The sequence below is a fragment of the Streptosporangium sp. NPDC006013 genome (assembly GCF_040614275.1).
GTDB lineage: Bacteria > Actinomycetota > Actinomycetes > Streptosporangiales > Streptosporangiaceae > Streptosporangium.
Map to the genome: position 1 here is coordinate 1 of NZ_JBEXUE010000152.1, position 20,141 is coordinate 20,141.

Below are 20,141 nucleotides of genomic sequence, written 5' to 3' on the forward strand. Positions count from 1 at the left end.
CACCACATCCGGAGGTCTGCGTATTGATCAACTACCGGCTACGGTGTGGCACCGACCTGATGGCTGAGTACACCTAGCGCAGCTCGCGCTTGAGGATCTTGCCGGTCGCCGTCATCGGCAGGCTCTCGCGGAACTCGATGATCCGCGGGTACTTGTAGGCCGCCATGTTCTCCTTGCACCAGGCGACGAGCTCGTCCTCGCTCACCGTCGCGCCCGGCACCGGGATGACGTAAGCCTTGACCTCCTCGCCGTGCGAGTCGTGGGGCACACCGACCACCGCCACCAGCGAGACCGCCGGGTGCGTCATCAGCACCTCCTCCAGCTCGCGCGGGTAGACGTTGAAGCCGCCCCGGATGATCATGTCCTTCGTGCGGTCGACGATGGCGTAGTAGCCGTCTTCGTCACGAGTGGCGATGTCGCCGGTGCGGAACCAGCCGTCCCGCATGACCTCCTCGGTGGCCTCGGGCCGCCCGTAGTAGCCCTTCATGACGTTGTGCCCGCAGATGGCGATCTCGCCGGGCCCCTCGCCCTCGATGGTGTTCCAGCCGTCGTCCACCAGCCGCATCTGCACGCCCCAGACGGGGAAGCCGATGGTGCCGGGCTTGGTGGGCCGCCCGAGCTGGTTGAAGCTGGCCACCGGGGAGGTCTCCGACAGGCCGTAGCCCTCCAGGATCGGGATGCCGAAGGTGCCCTCGAAGTCCTTGAGCACCTCGATCGGGCAGGAGGCCCCACCCGCCACCGCCACCCGCAGCGTCGAGGGCGCCTCGGCCCCATCGGCGTGGATCTTCGACAGCAGCGCCCAGAACATCGTCGGCACCCCGGCGAACATCGTCACCTTCTCCCTGCGCATGAGCTCCAGCGCCTCGCCGGGCTCGAAGCGCGGCTGGAGCACGAGGGTAGCGCGGCGGCGCACGCTCACATTCATGACTGCGGTCTGGCCGAAGGAGTGGAAGAGCGGCAGCACGGCGAATGAGACGTCGCCCTCGGGGTCGGTGGGAAACATCTCGTCGCTGACGATGGTGTTGGTCAGCATGTTCATGTGGGTCAGCACGGCGCCCTTGGGCTGACCGGTGGTGCCAGAGGTGTAGAGGATGGCCGCGGTGTCGTCCGGCTCGGTCTGCACCGTCTCGAACTCCCCGGACATGCCGCCCAGCGCCGCCCAGAACGATTCGCCGTGCTCCGACTCGGTGGCCAGCGGCGTGGCGGGCAGGACGAAGAAGAGCTCGCAGCCCTCGGCGGCGTCGAAGGCCTCCCGCCCGCGCGCGCCCATGGGCAGCTCGGAGCCCTCGAAGCAGAAGAGCGCCTTGGCGTCGCTGTCGGTCAGGTGGTAGGCGATCTCGCGCGGCTGCAGCAGCACATTGAGCGGGACCACGGTCGCCCCGGCCTTGAGGATGCCGAAGTAGACGAAGGGGAAGTAGGGCAGGTTCGGGCAGAGCAGTGCGACCTTGTCGCCCTTGCCGATTCCCCTGGCCATCAGGAGGTTGGCCACCTGGTTCGCGATGGAGTTCACCATGGAGTACGGCAGACGCAGGTCGCCGAAGACCAGGGCGGTGCGGTCTGGAGCATTGCGGGCGCTGTCTTCCAGAATGATCGACAGATTGAGCATCGCGACCTTTTCCTCGGGGGTTCGAATACCTGCCCTGGCTGCGTCTCGGGAGACGTTCGTACGTCCCAAGGATGCGGCGCCGATGCGGTCAGGGCTTGTACGAACGTGTCGATTCAGGGCAGCCAGTCGATGGCGGCGGCCAGTGTGGAGGGTGCGGTCCCGAAGTTGTGCCTGAAGACCCGGGTGAAATGTGACCCGTCGGTGAATCCGGCGCTGTGGGCGGCCATCGTCAACGTCTCTCCTGCGGCTACCAGCCTGATCGCATGCTGAATGCGCTGCCAGCGCACATAGGGTCGCAGTGGAATCCCTACCTGTGCGCTGAACAGATGCGCCAACCGGCTTGGAGACAGGTGCACCGCGGCCGCAACCACGCCAAGACGCACCGGCCCCTCGACCAGGAGAGTGGGGATCACGGCTATCGCCATCTCCACCGCCGGGTGAATCGGGATTTCTTCGGCACTACGTTGGCCCGTCCAGTTCTCGACGATCTTCAGGGCGGCCGCGGCCTCGACGGAGTGTTCGTGGCCGTTCGGGGGTTTCGTGAACGTGAGCGGCGCCGCCACCTGGCGGTGTCTCGGGCTCGGGCCGGCCTGCGTGAGGTGGGGGAAGGGTGGACCCCAGGTCGAGGCGTTGACCCCCGCACCCGAATGAGTGAGAAGGGAACGGCCTGGCGAACTGCCGGGTTCGAGTTGAGCCAGCAGGGCCCCGCGAGCTCCCATGAGTATGGCGTGGCCGGTGTCGGGGGGAATGACCGCGGTCCGGGTGGTCAGCCGCCGGCCATGGGCATCGGCCACGGTGAAGGGCTCTGCGGAGACGATCAGGTGGACCGCATGGTGTGCGTGCAGCTGGGTCGTACCGATGGTTCCGCCGTACAGCAGGACGCCAGGGCGGAGTAAACACCAGCCGCGCCAGAGATGCGACATCACGCCTCCTTCTCCGGATGAGTTTGCCTCAACCTCTGATCGTCGCGGCGGAAGCCCTTTTCGTGAAGGTGCTGATCTCGGGCTCCGCTCAACGGCACCGGAGAAGTGGACTGGGCCAGGGCAGGTGAACGCCCTTGACGCCGGCATCTTTGGTCATGCGTTCGGCCTGCCCGGTGCGCCAGGAACGGCTTCAGGTGGAAGGCGCCAGGTCGCGGCGGCGCAGGAACGCCAGCCCCGCCGCCGTCAAGGCCCCCGCCACCACAGTCAGTCCAAGCAGCGGCACCACCGGTGACGAGGCGCCGCCCAGCAGCATCGCCGGTACATGCACGAACGGCGACAGCTCCAGGACGAATCCGCCGGCCAGCTTGAACTCCGCCAGCAGGTCCACGAGCAGGAAGAGGCCGAGCACGGTCCAGCTCACGGCGGTCGCCAGCCGGGGCAGCACGCCGAACAGCAGCGTCGTGATCCCGACCACGGTCCAGACAGCGGGGAGGTAGGCCAGCGTGGCCGCGGTGACGCGGGCCATGTCGCCGTCGTAGCTGAGACCCGCCGCCGCACCCAGCGCGGCCAGCAGCAGCGCGGGGCCCGCGATGGCGAACGTCAGGTGGCTCAACCCCCAACGCAGCCGGTCGACCGGGGTGGACAGCAACAGCTCCGCCCGGCCCGCCGCCTCCTCCCCACGGGCCCGCAGCGCCGACACCAGCGCCGCTGCGGCGACGAGCTGGCTGAGCACGTACATCACGAAGGTGAAGAACACATCCGAGATGCGGGCGTCGGCGCCGCCGACGGTCGCGGCCAGCTCCCGGAACTGCGGCGTGTCCAACTGGGTGTCCAGCCCGCGCGCCGCCACGCCGAGCAGCGCGCCCATCAGGCCGAAACCGATCGCGAAGCCCGCGAGCGTGCCCCGGTGCAGGCGAGCGGCCAGGCCGAACGAGCCCGACAGCGCCCCGGCAGCAGGTCCGGGGCGAGCGGGAACCAGGCCGCCGGCCACGTCACGCCGCGTGGACAACGCGAACGCGGCCGCGGCCAGAGCGGCGACGAACACCGCGATCAGCCCCAGCACCCACCACTGATCGCCGGCGTAGGGCTTGGTCAGCCGGACCCAGCCGAACGGCGACAGCCACGCCAGCCATGGGATGCCGCCGGCGTCGGCCAGCGAACGCAGCGCGAACAGCAGGCCGCCGGTGGCGATCGCGATGCCGCGTGCTGTACCGGATGCGGCGGTGAGCTGCGCGGTGACGGCGGCCACGGCCGCGAACGCCCAGCCGCCCGCTGCGATGGAGAGCCCGAACAGCAGGGAGGAGCCCGCGGGCAGACCGTTGCCGACCAGGGCGGGTACCGCCAGCAGGCCCAGCAGCAGGTTGGCGGTGAGCACGACCGCGAGTGCGGCGGCCAGCGGGGCGTGGCGGCCGACGACGCCCGAGGAAAGCAGCTCCCGCCGGCCGGTCTCCTCCTCACCCCTGGTGTGCCTGATCATCACCAGGATGCTGATCAGCCCGCCGATCAGCGCGAGGGACGAGCCGAGCGTCCAGGCGGTCAGGCCACCGACGCTCGCGTCGTAGATGGGGCCGCGGGTGGCCAACTGCGCGGGATTGCTCATTGAGGCCGCCGCGAAGGAGTCGCGGGCGGCCTGGTCGGTGTACAGGGCCGTGGTGGAGGAGGCGATGCCGGCCGGCAGCACCGCGCTGATCGCGATCCACACCAGGAGCGGCACGCGATCCCTGCGCACGATGAGCCGGATCAGTGTCCAGGTGCCGGTCATCTCGTGGCTCCCTCGTAGTGGCGCAGGAACAGCTCCTCCAGCGTCGGCGGGTGGGTGGTAAGCGTGCGCACGCCGGCCCGGGCCAGTTCGGCGAGCACCGGCGTGAGCGCGTCGCCGTCCACCTGGCAGCGCAACCGGGTGCCGTCCACGGCGAGGTCGTGCACGCCGGACAGCGTGGCCAGGCCGGGCGCGGGCCCGATCAGCTCGGCTCTCACCGAGGTACGGGTGAGATGACGCAGGTCGGCCAGGCTGCCGGATTCGACGGTACGGCCGGCGCGGATGATGCTCACACGGTCGCACAACGCCTCCACCTCCGACAAGATGTGGCTGGACAGCAGCACGGTGCGGCCGCTGCGCTTCTCTTGCAGGACGCACTCGTTGAAGAGCGTCTCCATCAGCGGGTCAAGGCCTGAGGTCGGCTCGTCGAGCACCAGCAGCTCCACGTCGGAGGCGAAAGCGGCCACCAGCGCCACCTTCTGCCGGTTGCCTTTGGAGTAGGTGCGGCATTTCTTGCGCGGGTCGAGCTCGAAGCGCTCTAGCAGCTCGGCGCGTCGCCCGGGGTCGAGGCCGCCGCGTACCCTGCCCAGCAGGTCGATGACCTCGCCGCCGGTCAGCGACGGCCACAGCGTGACGTCGCCGGGCACGTAGGCAAGCCTTCGGTGCAGTTCTGTGGCGTCCTGCCAGGGATCGCCGCCGAGTAACTCGACCCGGCCGCCGTCGGCGCGCATCTGGCCCAGCAGGATACGGATCGTGGTGGTTTTGCCCGCGCCGTTGGGGCCGAGGAAGCCGTGCACCTCGCCCGTCTTGACGGTGAGGTCGAGCCCGGCCAGGGCCCTGGTCTGGCCGAAGGTCTTGATCAGGCCGTCTGTGCGCACTGCGGCGTTCACTGTTGTCCCTCGAACTTCTCCAGGCCCGTCCGCGCCCGCTCGAACAGTTCGCGGCCGAGGAATTCCGGTCTGATCAGGTCGAGCTGGGCCTTGCCGACGCGCAGCGCGCCCTGCGGGGCGTAAAGGTCCGTGCCGAGCGCACGGGAAACATGCTCGTGCAGCACGGTGATGCCCAGCTTCATCGCCGTCAGCAGGGTCGCGCGGGCGCGGTGGTCGGCCTCGGAGTGGTCGCCGCGGGCCAGATTGTCCTCTGTCACGCTCACGAGCTCGTCGAACATGGCGGCGGCTCCGGGCGAGCCGTCCACGAGCGCCCGGCCGAGGTATTTCATCAGCGGCGGCGCGGTCCGATGGACGGTCTCGATGAATTCCGGCCTTTCCAGGTTGCCTCCGGTGACGCCCACGCCGACCTGCTCGCGAACATAACTGAGGACATAGGCGTCGCAAGCCTGTCTCAGCTCCTCCTTGGTGCCGAAATGGTGCTGCACCAGGCCGGGCGAGACGCCGGCCGCTTCGGCGATCCCGCGGATCGTGGTGGCCTTGACTCCCTGCTCGGCGAACAAGGCCATCGCGACATCGCGGATGCGGGCGCGCGCCGTCAGATCCCCTTCAGATATTGGTCGCATGTCCGGCATGCTATACCCATGTATTGGAAGCTGGTCAACTGTCCAGTCCCATGCGGCACGATCACCACCGCGGCCGACCGGGCCCGCTCGAGCCGTTCGGCTTCGGCGATAGATATTCCTTGACACGAACATTCTCCATGGAGAATACTTTTTCCATGGACGCACTCCTCACCGCACTGGCCGACCCGGCCCGCTGGCGGCTCGTGAGCCTGCTGGCCGAGCGGCCCCGCCCGGTCGGTGTCCTCGCCAGGCTCGCCGAGGCGCGCCAGCCGCAGACGACCAAGCACCTGCAGGCCCTTGAGCGCGCCGGCGTCGTCACCTCCCAGCGCACCGGCCAGCGCCGCATCTACGCGCTCCAACCCGGTCCTCTGCGGGAGTTGGCGGCTGCGCTCAGCCGGCTCGCCGACACCGCGGACCAGGCCGGTGGCTCGCGCGAGACCTACGACCGCTACGGGCTCAGCCTCCACACAGAGCGGCTCGCCGCGAAGGAGCCGGGGTGGGCCGACGACCGCTCGTTCAGGTTCCTCCGGTCGCTGACGGGGCGCCCCGAGCTGGTCTGGCGCCACCTGACCGAGGCCCCCCTGCTCGCCCGCTGGTGGACGCCCGACGACCTGCGCGTCTCCGAGCTCGTCTTCGAGGCGCGGCCGGGTGGGCGGATCGTCCATGAGTACCGCGATGCCGAGGACGCCGACGGCTCCGACCTGCTCGCCGGGCGCGCGCAGGGGGTCGTCGACGACGTACGCCCCGGTGAGCGCCTCGCCTACCGGCTCTCCCCGCTGCTTCCCGACGGCGGTCTCGCCTTCACCGCCCATCTCGACCTGGGCCTCCGGCCCACCGATACCGGCACAGATCTCGACGTCCACTTCCGGATCACCGACAGCACAGTCGACTCCGCGGACTTCATCGCAGGCATCGAGATCGGCTTCGGCCAGAGCCTCGACAAGCTCACGGCGACTCTCGCCGCGGATTCCGACAGCACCGACGACACCGGGCACGACACCGACACAAGGAGCACGCAATGACCAACTCGACCGGCCGCAGGGTGACCGCGAACCTGAGCCTCACCCTCGACGGGCGTTACAACGGTCCCGGCGGGCCCAGCGATTTCGGGGCGTTCGCCCCGTATGTGACCACCGAGGTCGCGCGAGACCACATGACCCGTATCTGGGAGGGCGCGACGACGGCGCTGCTCGGCCGGCTCAATGCCGAGGGATTCATGGGGTACTGGCCGTCGGTCGCCGAAGACGAGAACGCCGATCCGCGTGATCGCGGATACGCGAAGTGGCTGGTCGACGCGGAAAAGGTGGTCTTGTCGACCACCTTGACCGAAGCGCCGTGGGAACGCACCCGCGTGGTGAACGCCCCCGCCGCGGACGTCGTCGCCGAACTCAAGGCCACCGGTGAGGGCGACATCCTCGTCAACAGCAGCGCGAGCGTCATCAAGGCGCTCCTCTCGGCAGACCTGCTCGACCGGTTGTACCTCATGATCTTCCCCGAGATCGCCGGGGGTGGGCAGCGACTGTTCGACGACGGCCTGCCGGCGTCGAAGTGGACGCTCACACACCAGGAGACCGGCGAGCTGGGCGAGATCGCCATGGTCTACGACCGAGTCCGCTGAACCGGCCGATCGGCGCACTCGGCCGGCGAGGAGGCCCAAGCCCGAGCCCCGACAGTGATGTCGGCGCCGAGCAGCCCCAGCCAGGCGGCGTAGGCGAGGTCACTCGTGCGGAGGAGTCCTTCGGTGACCTGCTGGGGCAGGCGGCAGAAGAGGATGTTGGCCTGCGGCGTGGCGGAGCCGGTGGATTTTGATGCCGGCTCCGGAGGCTTGGCGGTAGCCCTCCTGCCCAGGCGCTCCCGCACTTGCACGTACACCAGCGAAGCGGGCGAGGTCAGCCGGTCGGCCGGCCATGGTCGGGGAGCGCAGCCAGGACGACTTCAGGCCGCTCATCAAGTGGACCCGTCAACTCGATCACTGGGACATCGCCCAACACCTGCAGCGGGTCGCTGTACACCAGATCCAGCAGTGTGTCGTTCACCGCCTGGCGGAGCCGGAGCATCTCCGGGCGAGGCAGCACCTGTTCGGTGTCGTACGTGATCGGCACCATTATCAGCAGATCCAGGCTTGCCAGAACTGACCGCAGGGCAGCGGGATCAGCCTCGGTTTCGATGTTGACTCCCTGCACGGCAAGGTAGGCCAGAAAATCCACCGGCGTGCGATCGAAAACAATCCTGGTAGCGGGTGAACTCAGCTCAAGCAAGGATCGCGTGAGCTGCGCCCGGTAATCATCTGGCGATGGGGGAAAATCAAACTCGTAGCCTTCCTCCTCAAGCAGAACGTATGGCTCATCGACTGGTGTGTGGCCGGCGAGGCGCGCACACAGCTCCTCGACGAGAGTCGTCTTCCCGGTACCGTGCGCTCCGGAGACTCCGATCCGCATTCGTGACGCTCCCCACATTCGCACGCTGGACGGCCCGCCGGTGTATCGCGCCGGCATGGACGTCCAGTCAATCCCATCGCGGACGAACAGCGCCCGGCTGAGGTAGGCGCCGCAGCTCTCCAGGTCCCCCGGCTAGCGATCTTAAAGCTGTGGCGAGAGTGGTTTGAAGTCCTGCTCCTGGGCGCGGTGCCGGCGCCGGAGGTCCTCCGGCTCCACGTCGAGGATCGCACGCAACTCGCGGGCGGTCAGCGGCCGGCCGCCGATGCGCCGGTCGCCGGGCTCGGAGTTCTCGAGGTCCTCGATGCCGCTCATCCCCCTGATCCGCTGACGGGTTACCGCCGGCTTTCGCGCTGTCGCTGCAGTCCGTCGAGGATCAGGTCGAGTCCGACGTCGAACTCCTCGGTGTACGCGTAACCAGGTTTCAGGGCGCGGTCGGCGATCATCTCGGCGAGGTGCGGGAACTCGTCGCGGGGCAGCCGCTTCAGGATCGAGCCCGCCACGTCCTCGAGGCCAACGGATGATGTGAAGGGCAGGCTGAGCTCCTGGAGCGTGAACCCGTAGATGTAGCTGTCCAGCACCGAGCTGGTCAAGGCCGTGCGGGTGCCCGAACCCGAAACGCGGGTCACCGCCGTCGCCCACTCCGGCCCTAGTTGAGTGCGCGGCTGACCGTTCACGGTCGGCGACCACACCACTGAGGTACCCGGCTTCCGTGAAGAGCGGGACCATGCCACCACTCCCGTTCGTCACCCTGGGCGAGGGGCAGCGGTCGTCGCGGGGACCCGCCCGCAGGGTGCCGCCGAACAGAGCGGCGCGCTCACGCATGCCGATCAGGCCGAGCCCGGAACCGGCCAGAGGCACGTGGGACGGCGTCGGCGGGCCGTTCTCGACCACGACGGTCAGCCAGTCGCCGTTCGGCCACAGAACGACGCGGACATCCGTTGGTCAGCGAGATCCGGTAGACCCAGGCCGAGCTGGGGTGATGCCCGCCGCGTCGTGGGCGGCCGGGCCGGTGGACAGGGGCACGACGCGAGCGCGCGGGAGGCGGCACACGCCCCCGGTCGTCCGTGCGGTCGCCTGTTCGATCGCCACTGCGCGCACCCATCCGGATATGTCGCGGTAAGGTGACTTCTTTCAGGCGCTCGCTGGAGGTCGGGTCGGTTCCGCTTTCGTAAACGGAGGACATCGGTGATGTTCGACGATCTCGGCGCTCCTCTCGCGCCGCGCGGCGACGTATGCCGCGTGGTGTCGCTCGTGCCCTCGCTCACCGAGTCGCTTGCCGAGACCGCCCCCGAACTGCTGGTCGGCGCGACGGATTGGTGCACCCACCCGGCAGGCCTGGCGGTGCGGCGGATCGGGGGTACCAAGAACCCCGACCTGGCCGCGGTCGCCGGGCTGCGGCCGGACCTCGTGCTGGCCAACGAGGAGGAGAACCGCGCCGCAGACCTGGAGGCGCTGCGCTCGGCCGGGGTGTCGGTCTGGGTGACCAGGATCCGCACCCTGGAGGAGGCCTTCGCCTCCCTGCGGCGGATGCTCACGATCGCCTGTGCCCTGCCCGAGCCGGATTGGCTCACCGCCGCGGAGCGAGCGTGGTCGGCTCCTCCGGTCGGCGAGGCGCGGAGGGCGGTGATCCCCATCTGGCGTAAACCCTGGATGGTCCTCGGCCGCGACACCTTCGCGGGCGATGTGCTGCTCAAGCTGGGCATTCACAACCTCTACGTCGACCATCCCGAGCGCTACCCGAAGGTCGCCCTGGCCGAACTGCTGGCGGCGGGAGCCGACCTCGTCGTCCTGCCCGACGAGCCCTACCGTTTCACCGAACGCGACGGTCCCGGCTTCTTCCCCTCGATACCGGCCGCGCTGGTCAGTGGCCGGCACCTGACCTGGTACGGACCGTCCCTGCTCCAGGCTCCCGGAGTGCTGAGGACCGCCCTGAATTCACAATGAGCCGGAACACCGCGGATAGACCATGACACCGCGCCCGCCCCTCTGGGCGGACGCGGCGGGAACGGGGCCGTCTAAGCGACGGAGCGGATGGAGCCGGTCCAGAGGAGTTAGACTTCAGTCGTGCCCATTGCCGCCCGCCTTGCCGCCGGCTGCCGCCCTCGCGGCTGCCGGGCGCCTGCGCGGCGCGTGCACGGCCGCCGGGTGCGGTACGTGATCGGCTCCGATCCTGGTCAGGTCAACGGGATGCGATGGCCTTGCGCGCCGCGCATTGCGCGGGGTGTCTGAGGGGATTTCTTCTCCCCCACCCTGCCCTTCCCGAAACTGGGGACGCTGCCCCAGCTCTCCAGGCATGCCCTTCGGCAGTGGCCTCAGACGCCGGCCGGGCTGCTTGTGGGCTCATGCCTTTCAGGAAGGGGCGGGGGAAAAGACCCGTCCACCCCGCCGCGCGGATACGTGTTCCGTGACCATCACAAGCCAGACATCCGGGGCGTATGCCCCGGCGTAGGAGCATGTCGCATGTTCAGTGAATTCTTTATCCCGGCCCCGGAGGGTCAAGTCCCCAGCACCGAAGGGTATTTCGGTGCGTTCGGCGGCAAGTTCATCCCGGAGGCCCTGGTCGCCGCCGTGGACGAAGTCGCCGTCGAATACGAGAAGGCCAAGGCCGACCCCGCGTTCGTCGCGGAGTTCGAGGATCTGCTCGTCAACTACACCGGGCGCCCGAGTGCGCTCACCGAGGTACCGCGATTCGCCGAGCACGCCGGCGGTGGGCGGGTCTTCCTCAAGCGGGAGGACCTGAACCACACCGGCTCACACAAGATCAACAATGTGCTCGGGCAGACCCTGCTCACCAAACGGATGGGCAAGCCCCGGGTCATCGCGGAGACCGGCGCCGGCTCGCACGGCGTCGCCACCGCGACGGCCTGTGCGCTGTTCGGTCTCGAATGCACCGTCTACATGGGCGAGATCGACACCGAGCGGCAGGCGCTCAACGTCGCCCGGATGCGGATGCTCGGCGCCGAGGTCATCCCGGTCAAGTCCGGTTCCCGCACACTCAAGGACGCCATCAATGAGGCGTTCAGGGACTGGGTCGCGAACGTCGACCGGACGCACTACGTCTTCGGCACGGCTGCGGGACCGCATCCCTTCCCGGGCATGGTGCGCGACTTTCACCGCGTCATCGGCATAGAGGCCCGCCGCCAGATCCTGGAGCGGGCCGGGCGGATGCCGGACGCGGCCATCGCCTGCGTCGGCGGCGGGTCGAACGCACTCGGTCTCTTCCACGGCTTCCTTCCCGACAGCGGCGTACGTCTCATCGGCTGCGAGGCCGCCGGGCACGGCGTGGAGAGCGGTGAGCACGCGGCCTCGCTGTCCGCGGGCGAGCCGGGCATCCTGCACGGTTCGCGGTCGTATGTCCTGCAGGACGAGGAGGGCCAGATCACCGAGCCCTGCTCGATCTCGGCCGGTCTGGACTATCCGGGCATCGGGCCCGAGCACGCGTATCTGAGGGACATCGGCCGCGCCGAGTACCGTCCGGTCACCGACGATGAGGCGATGCGGGCGTTTCGGCTGCTTTCGCGGACCGAGGGCATCATCCCGGCGATCGAGAGCGCGCATGCGCTCGCCGGGGCCCTCGAAGTCGGCAAGGAGCTCGGTAAGGACGGGCTGATCATCGTCAACCTGTCCGGGCGCGGCGACAAGGACATGGACACGGCCGCCCGTTACTTCGGGCTGTACGACGCCGCCGAAGGAGAGTCGAAGTGAGTGGCAATATCCAGCTGTTGAGCGACACCCTCGCCCAGGCCAGGTCCGAGGGCCGCGCTGCGCTCATCGCCTACTTCCCGGCCGGCTTCCCGACCGTCGACGGTGGCATCGAGGCGGTCAAGGCGGTCCTCGAATCCGGCGCGGACGTCGTCGAGGTCGGCCTGCCGCACAGCGACCCGGTGCTCGACGGACCGGTCGTCCAGACCGCCGACGACATCGCCCTGCGCGGCGGCCTCAAGATCGCCGACGTGATGCGCACCGTCCGCGAGGCACACGCCGCCACGGGCAAGCCCGTCCTGGTGATGACGTACTGGAACCCGATCGACCGCTACGGCATCGAACGCTTCACCACCGAACTCGCCGAGGCCGGCGGCGCGGGCTGCATCCTGTCCGACCTGCCCGTCCAGGAATCCGCGACCTGGCGCGAGCACGCCGAGAAGCAAGGCCTGGCCACCGTCTTCGTCGTCGCGCCGAGCAGCAAGGACAAGCGGCTGAAGGAGATCACCGCGGCCGGTTCGGGATTCGTGTACGCCGCCTCGCTGATGGGGGTCACCGGCACCCGCGCCTCCGTCGGAGAGGCCGCGGTCGCCCTGGTGCGACGCACCAGGGCGACCACCGAACTCCCGGTCTGCGTCGGCATCGGCATCTCCAACGCCGAGCAGGCCGCCGAGGTCGCGGGCTTCGCGGACGGTGTGATCGTCGGTTCCGCCTTCGTCAAGGCGATGCTCGACGCACCCGACGAGGCGGCCGGGCTCGCGGCGGTCCGGACGCTCACGGCCGAGCTCGCCAAGGGTGTGCGCAGGAACGTGTAGCAGAGGCCCGCGGGGACCGAGGGCGCTTGCCCCGTACGGGTGAACCGGGGAGAGGTCCCGGTGGTATCGGCGAGATTTTCAACGGATACGCAGGTCAGAGCTCCCTTAAGGAGCTTCGGACACAGCTTGGAAGGTGGGCCGCTGACCTGCGTATCCGTTGTTTCCCGCGTCGTTACCACTGGGATCACCTACCGGAGACCTCGCTCGTTCCACCTCACACGCGATACAGGTCCTGGTCACGCTGTGGCGGCGCGGCCAGTAGTGCGCTGCAGGTGCTCCAGCCGCTGCCAGGAGGGTCAAAGGCGAAAGCATCGGCCTGCGGTACTCCGGAAAAGCCTGTCGCCACCTCGGTGGTATGTCGTTGTGGATTTTTATGGTGAAACCGAACGGGCACCTTTACAATGTAGATTAATAACTGAGGAGCGCCTCGACCATGGCGCGTCGAGTCGGCGTCACCATCGAGCGGTCCTCCTGCCGCTCGACCCGCAGGGTGCTCGTGGACCGGGGGGAAACCTCTGCCGAGCAGATCCGCCACGCCCGCGCCCGCAACTCGAGGCCGGCGCTCAGACCGCTCGCGTCGGACTGCCCACTGGCTGACCGCAACGATCCCCTGCCTTGCCCCTCGCCGGGGCTTCGGGAGTTCTGGACCATCGGGTCCCCGAGTTGCCTCAGCCGACGGCGCTGCTCCTACTGGACGGTCAGGTGGCCGTACCTGGATAGGGCCGCGGCCAGGTCGCCAGGTTTGCCGCGGAGTGTGGCGTCCAGGAAGGCAGCGGTGGCCGCCGCGGTGAGCCGCGGCCCGGCGGTTCGGCCTAGGGAGCCGACGAGCGCGGGCAGGGGCGGCAGGTAGAGCGGGGCGTCGGTGAAGGTGAGGTGTGCCGCGCCGGGGACGGTGAGCCGGTAGCCCGTCGCCGTGCTGAGCCGGAGCACCCGTGTGAGGCGGGGGATGTAGTCCGGATTCTCGCCCGGCTTGACGTCGTGGGTGAGCGCGAGCACAGGCTGGTGGAACGATCGCGGTGCGGGATCGCGGGGGAAGCCGTCCAGGTCGATGACGGCCGCGAACCGGGGGTCCTGGCGGGCGGCCTGCAGGGCGGCGGCACCCCCGAGGGAATGGCCGGTAGCCGCGGCCCGGCGGGTGTCGAGCCGCCCGGTCAGCAGGCCCGGGATCTCACCGCGGTCCAGGCGGCCGAGTTGGGTGAGGACGAAGCTGAGGTCGGCGGCCCTGACCGCCGTCCACCCGGCCGCGAGCCTCTCGTCCTGCACCGGGTCGCCGGTGGCCGCGAGCCGGGTGTGGATCGTCCGGCCGTCGGCGAGGGCGACGACGGCCGAGTCGTACGGGTGGTCGAGGGCCGCCACGACGTACCCGCGGCTGGCCAGTTCCTCGGCCCAGGCGGTGTTCTGGGTACGCACGCCGCCGAGCCCGGGCGAGAACAGCACCACGGGGAAGCCGCCGCCTGCGCCGGCCACCGGGGCGTCGGACACCGAGTGCGTGCGGGCGCGCGCCGGCTCGTCGAGCATGAAGCCCGGAATGCCGAGGTAGTCGGCCTCACCGCGGGCGACGAGCCGCGCCTCCTGCGCCGTACGGCCGAGGTAGCGCGCCCGCCGGACGGCCAGAGGGCCGCCCTGCGCGGGATACCAGAGCTGGACGACGACCGTCCGCTTGTCGTCGGGCCGGGACGTGGCGATTTCCGCGCGATCGGGGTCGGTCCACTGCACGACGGTGGTGCCGACGGCGTACACGCCTGATGGTTTAGGGAATACGGGCAGGGGCAGCGCCCACGCCGCCGCCACGCCCGCGAGGATCAGGGCCAGGCACGCCACCGACCCCGGCAGGGCCAGCCACCACCGAGCCCGCCGCGCGGGCCGTCCGGCACGCCGCCTCAGCAAGGGAGTGGCGAACACCAGCGCGATGGCCCCGCCCGCGAGGACGGGTACGAGTTGCCAGCGGATCCCGAGCACGACCAGCGCGACCGTGGACACCGCGAGGACCGCCGCACCGGCCAGCGTCGAGGGTCGGCGCGCGTCGGGCGGCAGCCAGCGGGCCAGCAACAGCACGACGGCGGCCGCCAGGGCCAGGAGCTCTGCGAGGGACAGGCCGAATATGGTCGCAGTCATGTGATCATCGTGGTAGAGCGGTCCCCACCAGAGCATCGACCCAATGTCCAAGGTCGTGTGCCACCCCGGTATGACCTCTCGCGACCGGCTCTGCGACCGGGCGGAGCCGTTGCCTCATTCGGCCCTACGTGGTCTGTCTCATGGCTCAGCCCGTGTCGAGTGCGGCGGCATCGTGCAAAATCGCGTCGATGTAGTCGGTGACGTCTTCGGAGCCGCGGGTGAGCAGGGCACGGGCGTGCACGAGCACCAGCAGGTCGTTGTCGACGTGGACGACGCGGGATTCGGGGCGACGCGCTGCGCGATCCGGTGAGTGTTGTCGACGGCCGGCAGGCCGGTGCCGACGTGGTGGTTCTTCCAGCCCAGGTACTTGGCGACCAGCTCCAGGTGGTCACTCAGGCGCTTCGCTCCGCCCTTGGTGCGGTTCACGAACGCGGTACGGATCTCCCGCTCATTCGGCGGCTTCGTGAACGGCAGGCTAATTTGCCTAAATCCATTAGGCAAATGCATAATGGGCTTCGCCAAATGGGAGGAAGGTTATGGTTCGAGCAGGACTGACCACGGAACGCCTGACCCGGGCGGGGGCTGAACTGGCCGACGAGGTCGGCTTCGACCAGGTGACCGTCTCGGCGCTCGCCCGGCGGTTCGACGTCAAGGTCGCGAGTCTGTACTCGCATCTGAAGAACTCCCAGGACCTCAAGACCAGGATCGCCCTGTTCGCCCTGGAGGAACTCGCCGACCGGGTCGCCGCCGCCCTGGCCGGGCGCGCCGGCAAGGACGCCCTGGCCGCCTTCGCGAACGTCTACCGCGACTACGCCCGGGAGCACCCCGGCCGCTACGCCGCCGCCCAGCTCAGGCTCGACCCCAAGACGGCGGCCGCCAGCGCCGGTGTCAGGCATGCGCAGATGACACGGGCGATCCTGCGCGGCTACGACCTGACGGAGCCGGACCAGACGCACGCGGTCCGGATGCTGGGCAGCGTCTTTCATGGCTACGTCAGCCTGGAGATGGGCGGAGGCTTCAGCCATACCGCAGTCGATCCGCAGGAATCCTGGTCCTGGATCGTGGATTCCCTGGACGCCCTGCTGCGGAACTGGACCGCCCCCTGACCGTCAGGGGGCCGCGCCGCGCACCGGCGCATCCGAACAATCCGAAAATCTTGATCAACAGGCTGAGGCAATGAACACCGAGCACGACTGGATCACCACACCCGTCACCGCGGACATCCTGCGCGGCGTCCTCGACGTGGAACGCACGGCGCACGGCCTGCTGCCGCACCGGCTGCCCGCTCGGGCTCGTCGGCAGATCCCTGACGACCAACTGGCCGTGGCCGAGGCCCAGTCGTCCGGCGTGCGGTTGGCCTTCCGCACCCGGGCCACCATCATCGACCTGGACACGCTGCCCACCAAGAGGGCCTACCGAGGTCTCCCGACCCCGGCGGACGGCGTATACGACCTGCTGGTCGACGGCCGTCTCACTGCCCAGACCACGGTGACCGGCGGCAAGGTCCGCACGATCGACATGGCCGCCCAGTCCGTCGAACTGCGCGAAGGACCTCACGGCACCGCCCGGTTCACCGGTCTGCCCGCGCGTGACAAGGACGTCGAGATCTGGCTTCCTCATACCGAGATCACCGAGCTGATCGCCCTGCGCACCGACGCCCCGGTCGAGCCGGCACCGGACAGCAGGCGCAGGGTGTGGCTGCACCACGGCAGTTCCATCAGCCACGGCTCGAACGCCACCCACCCGACCGCCATCTGGCCGGCCCTGGCCGCCGCCCAGGGCGGAGTGGAACTGGTCAATCTGGGATTCGGCGGCAGCGCGCTGCTCGACCCGTTCACCGCCCGCGCGATGCGGGACACCCCCGCGGACCTGATCAGCGTCAAGATCGGCATCAATGTCGTCAACACCGACGTGATGCGCCTGCGCGCCTTCACCCCTGCGGCCCATGGCTTCCTCGACACCATCCGCGATGGGCATCCGACCACGCCGCTGCTGGTCGTGTCCTCCATCCTGTGCCCGGTCCAGGAGGACACCCCCGGCCCCCTCGCGCCCGACTTCGACGGCGGGACCTTGCGGTTCAAGGCCACGGGCGACCCGGCCGAACGCGCCACCGGGCGTCTGACGCTCAACGTCATCCGCGACGAACTCGCCCGGATCGTCGAACAGCGGGCGGCTGACGACCCGAACCTGCACTACCTCGACGGCCGCGACCTTTACGGCGAGACGGACTACGCCGAACTGCCGCTGCCCGACGAGGTCCACCCTGACCCCGCAGGACACCGCCGCATCGGCGAGAACTTCGCGCGGCTCGCGTTCGGCGCCGGCGGCCCGTTCGCCACCAGGACCGGCTGACCGGAATCACGGCCGTGCTCGCCCCTCTCCCGCCGGGCCGGGCCTTCTTCCGGCTCCGTAGCCGCTTGTACTCGTTGCACGACCACCGCATCGGGTAGGCATCGATGCGGGCCAGGAGGGGGTCCCCAGACCACAGCTCTCCCCTGTCGCCCACCGAGGCGGCGGCTACTCCCCCCGCCTGGCTGCCGGCCCAGGCCGCCCAGCCGTCCCGAGAGATCCACCCCATCAGGACCTACGCCGAGGAACGCGTGATCAAGGTCCGCCGGGACAGCAACGCCGCCGACCCCGGTTGTGCACCGAACCTCACGGCGGCCCTTCGGCGGACGACCGGCCACGGCCGGTCCGACGGGGAGGCCGCACCGGTGGTGCCCGCGCGCCGCGTGCCCCGTTCCGGAGCGGCGTACGCCCGCCCCGGGGCGGGAGCCCCGGCCGTGCGCCACTACCCTCTGGCTATGCCGACCCACGAGCGGGAGATCACCGCCCCCGTCGATCTGTGCCTGCCCGACGGACGCCTCAACCCCGACGCGGTCGGCTGGAGCAGGCGCCCGCTGCACCGCGCGAACCTGCGCGGCTGGGGCAGGACCAAACGCTGGGAGTACTGGGGCATCGTCACCCCCGGCCACATCGTCGGGCTGGTGGCCTCGTCGCTCGACTACGCGGGCGTGCACGGCGTCTACGTGCTCGACCGCGCGACCAGCGCGGAGATCACCAAGGACGTGGTCGTGCCGCTGGCACGCGGCGCGGTGCTACCGGACCGCAGCGGCGCGGGCCGGGCGTCGGTACGCGGTCCGGGCCTGCGCATCGACATCGACCAGCGCCCCGAGGGCACCTCGCTGCGGGCCGCCGTGCCCGGGGTGCGGCTCGACGTGGAGGTGCCGCTGCCGGAGGGGCACGAGTCGCTCGGCGTGGTCGTCCCGTGGAGCGCCCGGAGGTTCCAGTACACGGTCAAGGACGTCGGCAGGCCGGTGCGCGGCACGCTGACCGTCGGGGGGACCCGGCACGTCCTCGACGAGGCGACCTCCTTCGCGGTGCTCGACCACGGACGGGGCCGCTGGCCGTACTCGATCACCTGGAACTGGGCGGCGGGCAGCGCGCCGGGGCGGGCGATCCAGCTCGGCGGCAAGTGGACCGACGGCACCCGCTCGACGGAGAACGCGCTGTTCGTCGACGGGCGGATGCACAAGATCGGCGACGAGCTGGCCTGGGTGTACGACCGGCGCGACTGGATGCGGCCCTGGCGGATGACCGGTCCCGGGGTGGAGGTGGTCTTCCACCCGTTCCACGAGAAGATCTCGCGCACCGAGCTGGGTGTGGTGGGCAGCGAGACCCACCAGTGCTTCGGCCACTTCTCCGGCCGCGCCCGGACCGACGAGGGCGAATGGGTCGACCTCGACGGTCTGGTCGGCTGGGCCGAGGAGGCCCGCCAGCGCTGGTGAGGCCCGGCCATGCCGCCCGCCCGATGGGACCGGCCGGGACGGCCGTCCGGCGCCGGCCGGGTTCAGCCCAGCCGGAGCCGCCCGTTGACGGTCCGCACCAGGTCGGCGGGGAGTTTGAGCACCTCGCGGTCGTAGGTGAGCAGGCCGTTCAGCTCGTCCTCGACGTCGGAGAGCTGGGTGTAGACGGTCGCGCTCAGGCCGTGCGGCACGGCGGGCACGATCTGCCGGTAGTGCAGCCGGGCGAACGCGCCGCCGAGCTGCGCCGCCGTACGGCATCTGCGGTAGCCGAACTCGCGGTCGTTGAAGGTGTGGCCCTCGACGCGCAACGAGTAGCCGCCGTACTCCGACAGGACCAGCGCCCGCCCGTCGCGCCCGGCGGGCGGGCGGAAACGGCGGAAGTACACGTGCAGGCTCCGCAGGTCGCCCGCGCCCTGGTCGTGCCACCCGCTCGCGTGGTCGACCGTCCGGGTGGGGTCGAGCGCGGCGAGCTCCCCGGCGGCGCCCGCCGCGTCGAACTGGCCCCAGCCCTCGTTGAACGGCACCCACACGGCCAGGCCCACCACGTTGCGCAGCAGCTCGACGGTCTCCCGCAGCTCGGCTGCGAACCGCTCGCGGCCCTCGGCGTCGCCGCGCCCGAACCACCGGTGGCGGCGGTCGTCGAGGCGCAGCGGTGTCAGCACCGGCGCGGTGATCACCAGCGGGTGATAGCGGCCGCCGCCGTTCACCATGTCCTGCCAGACGAGCATGCCGAGCCGGTCGCAGTGGTGGTACCAGCGCATCGGCTCGATCTTGATGTGCTTGCGCAGCATGTTGAAGCCGAGCCGCTTCATGGTCTCGATGTCGTGGACCATGGCCTCGTCGGAGGGCGGCGTGTACAGGCCGTCGGGCCAGTAGCCCTGGTCCAGGACCCCGGCGTGGAAGTAGGGGCGTCCGTTGAGCAGCAGCCTGGGCACGCCGTCCGCGTCGCGCCCGACACCGAAGGAGCGCATGCCGACGTAGCCGCGTACGCCGTCGGCCCCGAGACGCACCGACACGTCGTACAGATACGGGTCCTCGGGACTCCACGGGCGGACGTCCGGGATCGGGATCCGCACCGGCACGCCCGCGTCCGCCTCGGCGGACGCGACCACCTCGCCGTCGGCGAGGATATCGACGGCGGCCCGCCCCGAGGCGGCGTGCACCGTCACCTCGACGCACGAGGCGTCCAGGTGCGGGACGAGCGTGAGCCGCTCCACGTGTACGGCGGGCACGCACTCGGCCCACACGGTCTGCCAGATGCCCGACTGGGCGGTGTACCAGATGCCGCCCCGGCGCAGCTTTTGCTTGCCGCGCGAGTGGTGCCCGGTGTCGGAGTCGTCCCGCACGGCCACGACCAGCGTGTTAGGGCCCTCGCGCAGGGTGTCGGTGATGTCGCAGTGAGCGCCTGGGCGTACTGACCGGAGACGAAGGCCACGTCGAGCCCGGTGTCGGCGCCGCTGGTGA

At 69.9% G+C, this 20,141-nt stretch carries 19 protein-coding genes and 1 pseudogene; 8 read left to right on the forward strand and 12 right to left on the reverse strand.

Features of this window, described 5'->3' with window-relative positions:
- Window positions 1–73: 73 nt before the first annotated feature.
- From ABZ260_RS23015 to ABZ260_RS23035, 5 genes are all read right to left on the reverse strand, one after another.
- The gene (locus ABZ260_RS23015) at window positions 74–1,606 is read right to left on the reverse strand and encodes a long-chain fatty acid--CoA ligase (protein WP_355621088.1); all 1,533 of its coding nucleotides are present in this window, start codon (window positions 1,604–1,606) and stop codon (window positions 74–76) included.
- 113 nt (window positions 1,607–1,719) lie between these two features.
- A complete protein-coding gene (locus tag ABZ260_RS23020; RefSeq protein ID WP_355621090.1) occupies window positions 1,720–2,169 on the reverse strand; it encodes a helix-turn-helix transcriptional regulator in 450 nt (149 codons plus the stop codon).
- 550 nt (window positions 2,170–2,719) lie between these two features.
- A complete protein-coding gene (locus ABZ260_RS23025) occupies window positions 2,720–4,291 on the reverse strand; it encodes an ABC transporter permease (protein WP_355621093.1) in 1,572 nt (523 codons plus the stop codon).
- Window positions 4,288–5,178: an ABC transporter ATP-binding protein gene (locus ABZ260_RS23030; protein ID WP_350965958.1), complete on the reverse strand. Its 891-nt coding sequence runs from the start codon at window positions 5,176–5,178 to the stop codon at window positions 4,288–4,290. Before ABZ260_RS23030 ends, ABZ260_RS23025 begins: the two co-directional genes overlap by 4 nt.
- Window positions 5,175–5,810 carry a helix-turn-helix domain-containing protein gene (locus ABZ260_RS23035; protein WP_355621097.1) on the reverse strand — a complete coding sequence of 212 codons (636 nt, stop codon included), beginning with the start codon at window positions 5,808–5,810 and terminating at the stop codon, window positions 5,175–5,177. Before ABZ260_RS23035 ends, ABZ260_RS23030 begins: the two co-directional genes overlap by 4 nt.
- A gap of 146 nt (window positions 5,811–5,956) precedes the next feature.
- Between ABZ260_RS23035 and ABZ260_RS23040 the strand changes: the two genes are divergently transcribed.
- The gene (locus ABZ260_RS23040) at window positions 5,957–6,823 is read left to right on the forward strand and encodes a metalloregulator ArsR/SmtB family transcription factor (RefSeq protein ID WP_355621100.1); all 867 of its coding nucleotides are present in this window, start codon (window positions 5,957–5,959) and stop codon (window positions 6,821–6,823) included.
- On the forward strand, window positions 6,820–7,419 hold the full coding sequence (locus ABZ260_RS23045; protein ID WP_355621103.1) for a dihydrofolate reductase family protein: 600 nt from the start codon (window positions 6,820–6,822) through the stop codon (window positions 7,417–7,419). Before ABZ260_RS23040 ends, ABZ260_RS23045 begins: the two co-directional genes overlap by 4 nt.
- On the opposite strand, the gene ABZ260_RS23050 is transcribed toward ABZ260_RS23045, so the two are convergent.
- From ABZ260_RS23050 to ABZ260_RS23065, 4 genes are all read right to left on the reverse strand, one after another.
- Complete coding sequence (locus tag ABZ260_RS23050; RefSeq protein WP_355621106.1) at window positions 7,401–7,673, reverse strand: hypothetical protein; 273 nt, start codon at window positions 7,671–7,673, stop codon at window positions 7,401–7,403. The two genes, ABZ260_RS23045 and ABZ260_RS23050, sit on opposite strands and share 19 nt — an antisense overlap.
- A gap of 17 nt (window positions 7,674–7,690) precedes the next feature.
- Window positions 7,691–8,239 (reverse strand): AAA family ATPase, encoded by a 549-nt coding sequence (locus tag ABZ260_RS23055; protein ID WP_355621109.1) that lies wholly within the window; start codon window positions 8,237–8,239, stop codon window positions 7,691–7,693.
- 141 nt (window positions 8,240–8,380) lie between these two features.
- Entirely contained in the window at window positions 8,381–8,551 is a 171-nt protein-coding gene (locus ABZ260_RS23060; RefSeq protein WP_355621112.1) for a hypothetical protein, read from the reverse strand.
- A 20-nt stretch (window positions 8,552–8,571) separates the two neighbouring features.
- Window positions 8,572–8,865: a TetR/AcrR family transcriptional regulator C-terminal domain-containing protein gene (locus ABZ260_RS23065; RefSeq protein WP_355621115.1), complete on the reverse strand. Its 294-nt coding sequence runs from the start codon at window positions 8,863–8,865 to the stop codon at window positions 8,572–8,574.
- Between the two features lie 562 nt (window positions 8,866–9,427).
- Here ABZ260_RS23065 and ABZ260_RS23070 point away from each other — a divergent pair.
- The 3 genes from ABZ260_RS23070 to trpA all read left to right on the forward strand — a co-directional run bounded on the left by ABZ260_RS23070 (window position 9,428) and on the right by trpA (window position 12,756).
- A complete protein-coding gene (locus tag ABZ260_RS23070) occupies window positions 9,428–10,183 on the forward strand; it encodes a helical backbone metal receptor (RefSeq protein WP_355621118.1) in 756 nt (251 codons plus the stop codon).
- Between the two features lie 516 nt (window positions 10,184–10,699).
- The gene (gene trpB / locus ABZ260_RS23075) at window positions 10,700–11,944 is read left to right on the forward strand and encodes a tryptophan synthase subunit beta (RefSeq protein ID WP_355621121.1); all 1,245 of its coding nucleotides are present in this window, start codon (window positions 10,700–10,702) and stop codon (window positions 11,942–11,944) included.
- The gene (gene trpA / locus ABZ260_RS23080) at window positions 11,941–12,756 is read left to right on the forward strand and encodes a tryptophan synthase subunit alpha (protein WP_355621124.1); all 816 of its coding nucleotides are present in this window, start codon (window positions 11,941–11,943) and stop codon (window positions 12,754–12,756) included. The genes trpB and trpA overlap by 4 nt, the downstream gene beginning before the upstream one ends.
- A gap of 687 nt (window positions 12,757–13,443) precedes the next feature.
- On the opposite strand, the gene ABZ260_RS23085 is transcribed toward trpA, so the two are convergent.
- The gene (locus ABZ260_RS23085; RefSeq protein ID WP_355621127.1) at window positions 13,444–14,871 is read right to left on the reverse strand and encodes a hypothetical protein; all 1,428 of its coding nucleotides are present in this window, start codon (window positions 14,869–14,871) and stop codon (window positions 13,444–13,446) included.
- A 157-nt stretch (window positions 14,872–15,028) separates the two neighbouring features.
- Window positions 15,029–15,213 (reverse strand): annotated as a pseudogene (locus tag ABZ260_RS23090) (SAM-dependent methyltransferase); the annotation flags it as partial.
- A 194-nt stretch (window positions 15,214–15,407) separates the two neighbouring features.
- Between ABZ260_RS23090 and ABZ260_RS23095 the strand changes: the two are divergent.
- The 3 genes from ABZ260_RS23095 (at window position 15,408) to ABZ260_RS23105 (ending at window position 18,659) form a co-directional block, all read left to right on the forward strand.
- Window positions 15,408–15,977 (forward strand): TetR/AcrR family transcriptional regulator, encoded by a 570-nt coding sequence (locus ABZ260_RS23095; protein ID WP_350926913.1) that lies wholly within the window; start codon window positions 15,408–15,410, stop codon window positions 15,975–15,977.
- Window positions 15,978–16,047: 70 nt separating this feature from the next.
- Window positions 16,048–17,223, forward strand: coding sequence for a GDSL-type esterase/lipase family protein (locus ABZ260_RS23100; RefSeq protein WP_355621130.1), 1,176 nt, complete (start codon window positions 16,048–16,050; stop codon window positions 17,221–17,223).
- A 104-nt stretch (window positions 17,224–17,327) separates the two neighbouring features.
- Complete coding sequence (locus ABZ260_RS23105) at window positions 17,328–18,659, forward strand: DUF2804 domain-containing protein (protein ID WP_355621133.1); 1,332 nt, start codon at window positions 17,328–17,330, stop codon at window positions 18,657–18,659.
- 62 nt (window positions 18,660–18,721) lie between these two features.
- Here the strand turns inward: ABZ260_RS23105 and ABZ260_RS23110 are convergent.
- On the reverse strand, window positions 18,722–20,141 hold a 1,420-nt coding region (locus ABZ260_RS23110), incomplete at its 5' end, for a glycoside hydrolase family 2 TIM barrel-domain containing protein (protein ID WP_355621136.1).

Coding starts and splice junctions, on each gene's coding strand:
- ABZ260_RS23015 (WP_355621088.1), bottom strand. CDS start 1,606: ATGCTCAATCTGTCGATCATTCTGGAAGACAGCGCCCGCAATGCTCCA.
- ABZ260_RS23025 (WP_355621093.1), bottom strand. CDS start 4,291: ATGACCGGCACCTGGACACTGATCCGGCTCATCGTGCGCAGGGATCGC.
- ABZ260_RS23035 (WP_355621097.1), bottom strand. CDS start 5,810: ATGCCGGACATGCGACCAATATCTGAAGGGGATCTGACGGCGCGCGCC.
- ABZ260_RS23040 (WP_355621100.1), top strand. CDS start 5,957: ATGGACGCACTCCTCACCGCACTGGCCGACCCGGCCCGCTGGCGGCTC.
- ABZ260_RS23045 (WP_355621103.1), top strand. CDS start 6,820: ATGACCAACTCGACCGGCCGCAGGGTGACCGCGAACCTGAGCCTCACC.
- ABZ260_RS23055 (WP_355621109.1), bottom strand. CDS start 8,239: ATGCGGATCGGAGTCTCCGGAGCGCACGGTACCGGGAAGACGACTCTC.
- ABZ260_RS23060 (WP_355621112.1), bottom strand. CDS start 8,551: ATGAGCGGCATCGAGGACCTCGAGAACTCCGAGCCCGGCGACCGGCGC.
- ABZ260_RS23070 (WP_355621118.1), top strand. CDS start 9,428: ATGTTCGACGATCTCGGCGCTCCTCTCGCGCCGCGCGGCGACGTATGC.
- trpB (WP_355621121.1), top strand. CDS start 10,700: ATGTTCAGTGAATTCTTTATCCCGGCCCCGGAGGGTCAAGTCCCCAGC.
- ABZ260_RS23085 (WP_355621127.1), bottom strand. CDS start 14,871: ATGACTGCGACCATATTCGGCCTGTCCCTCGCAGAGCTCCTGGCCCTG.
- ABZ260_RS23095 (WP_350926913.1), top strand. CDS start 15,408: ATGGTTCGAGCAGGACTGACCACGGAACGCCTGACCCGGGCGGGGGCT.
- ABZ260_RS23100 (WP_355621130.1), top strand. CDS start 16,048: ATGAACACCGAGCACGACTGGATCACCACACCCGTCACCGCGGACATC.
- ABZ260_RS23105 (WP_355621133.1), top strand. CDS start 17,328: ATGCGGGCCAGGAGGGGGTCCCCAGACCACAGCTCTCCCCTGTCGCCC.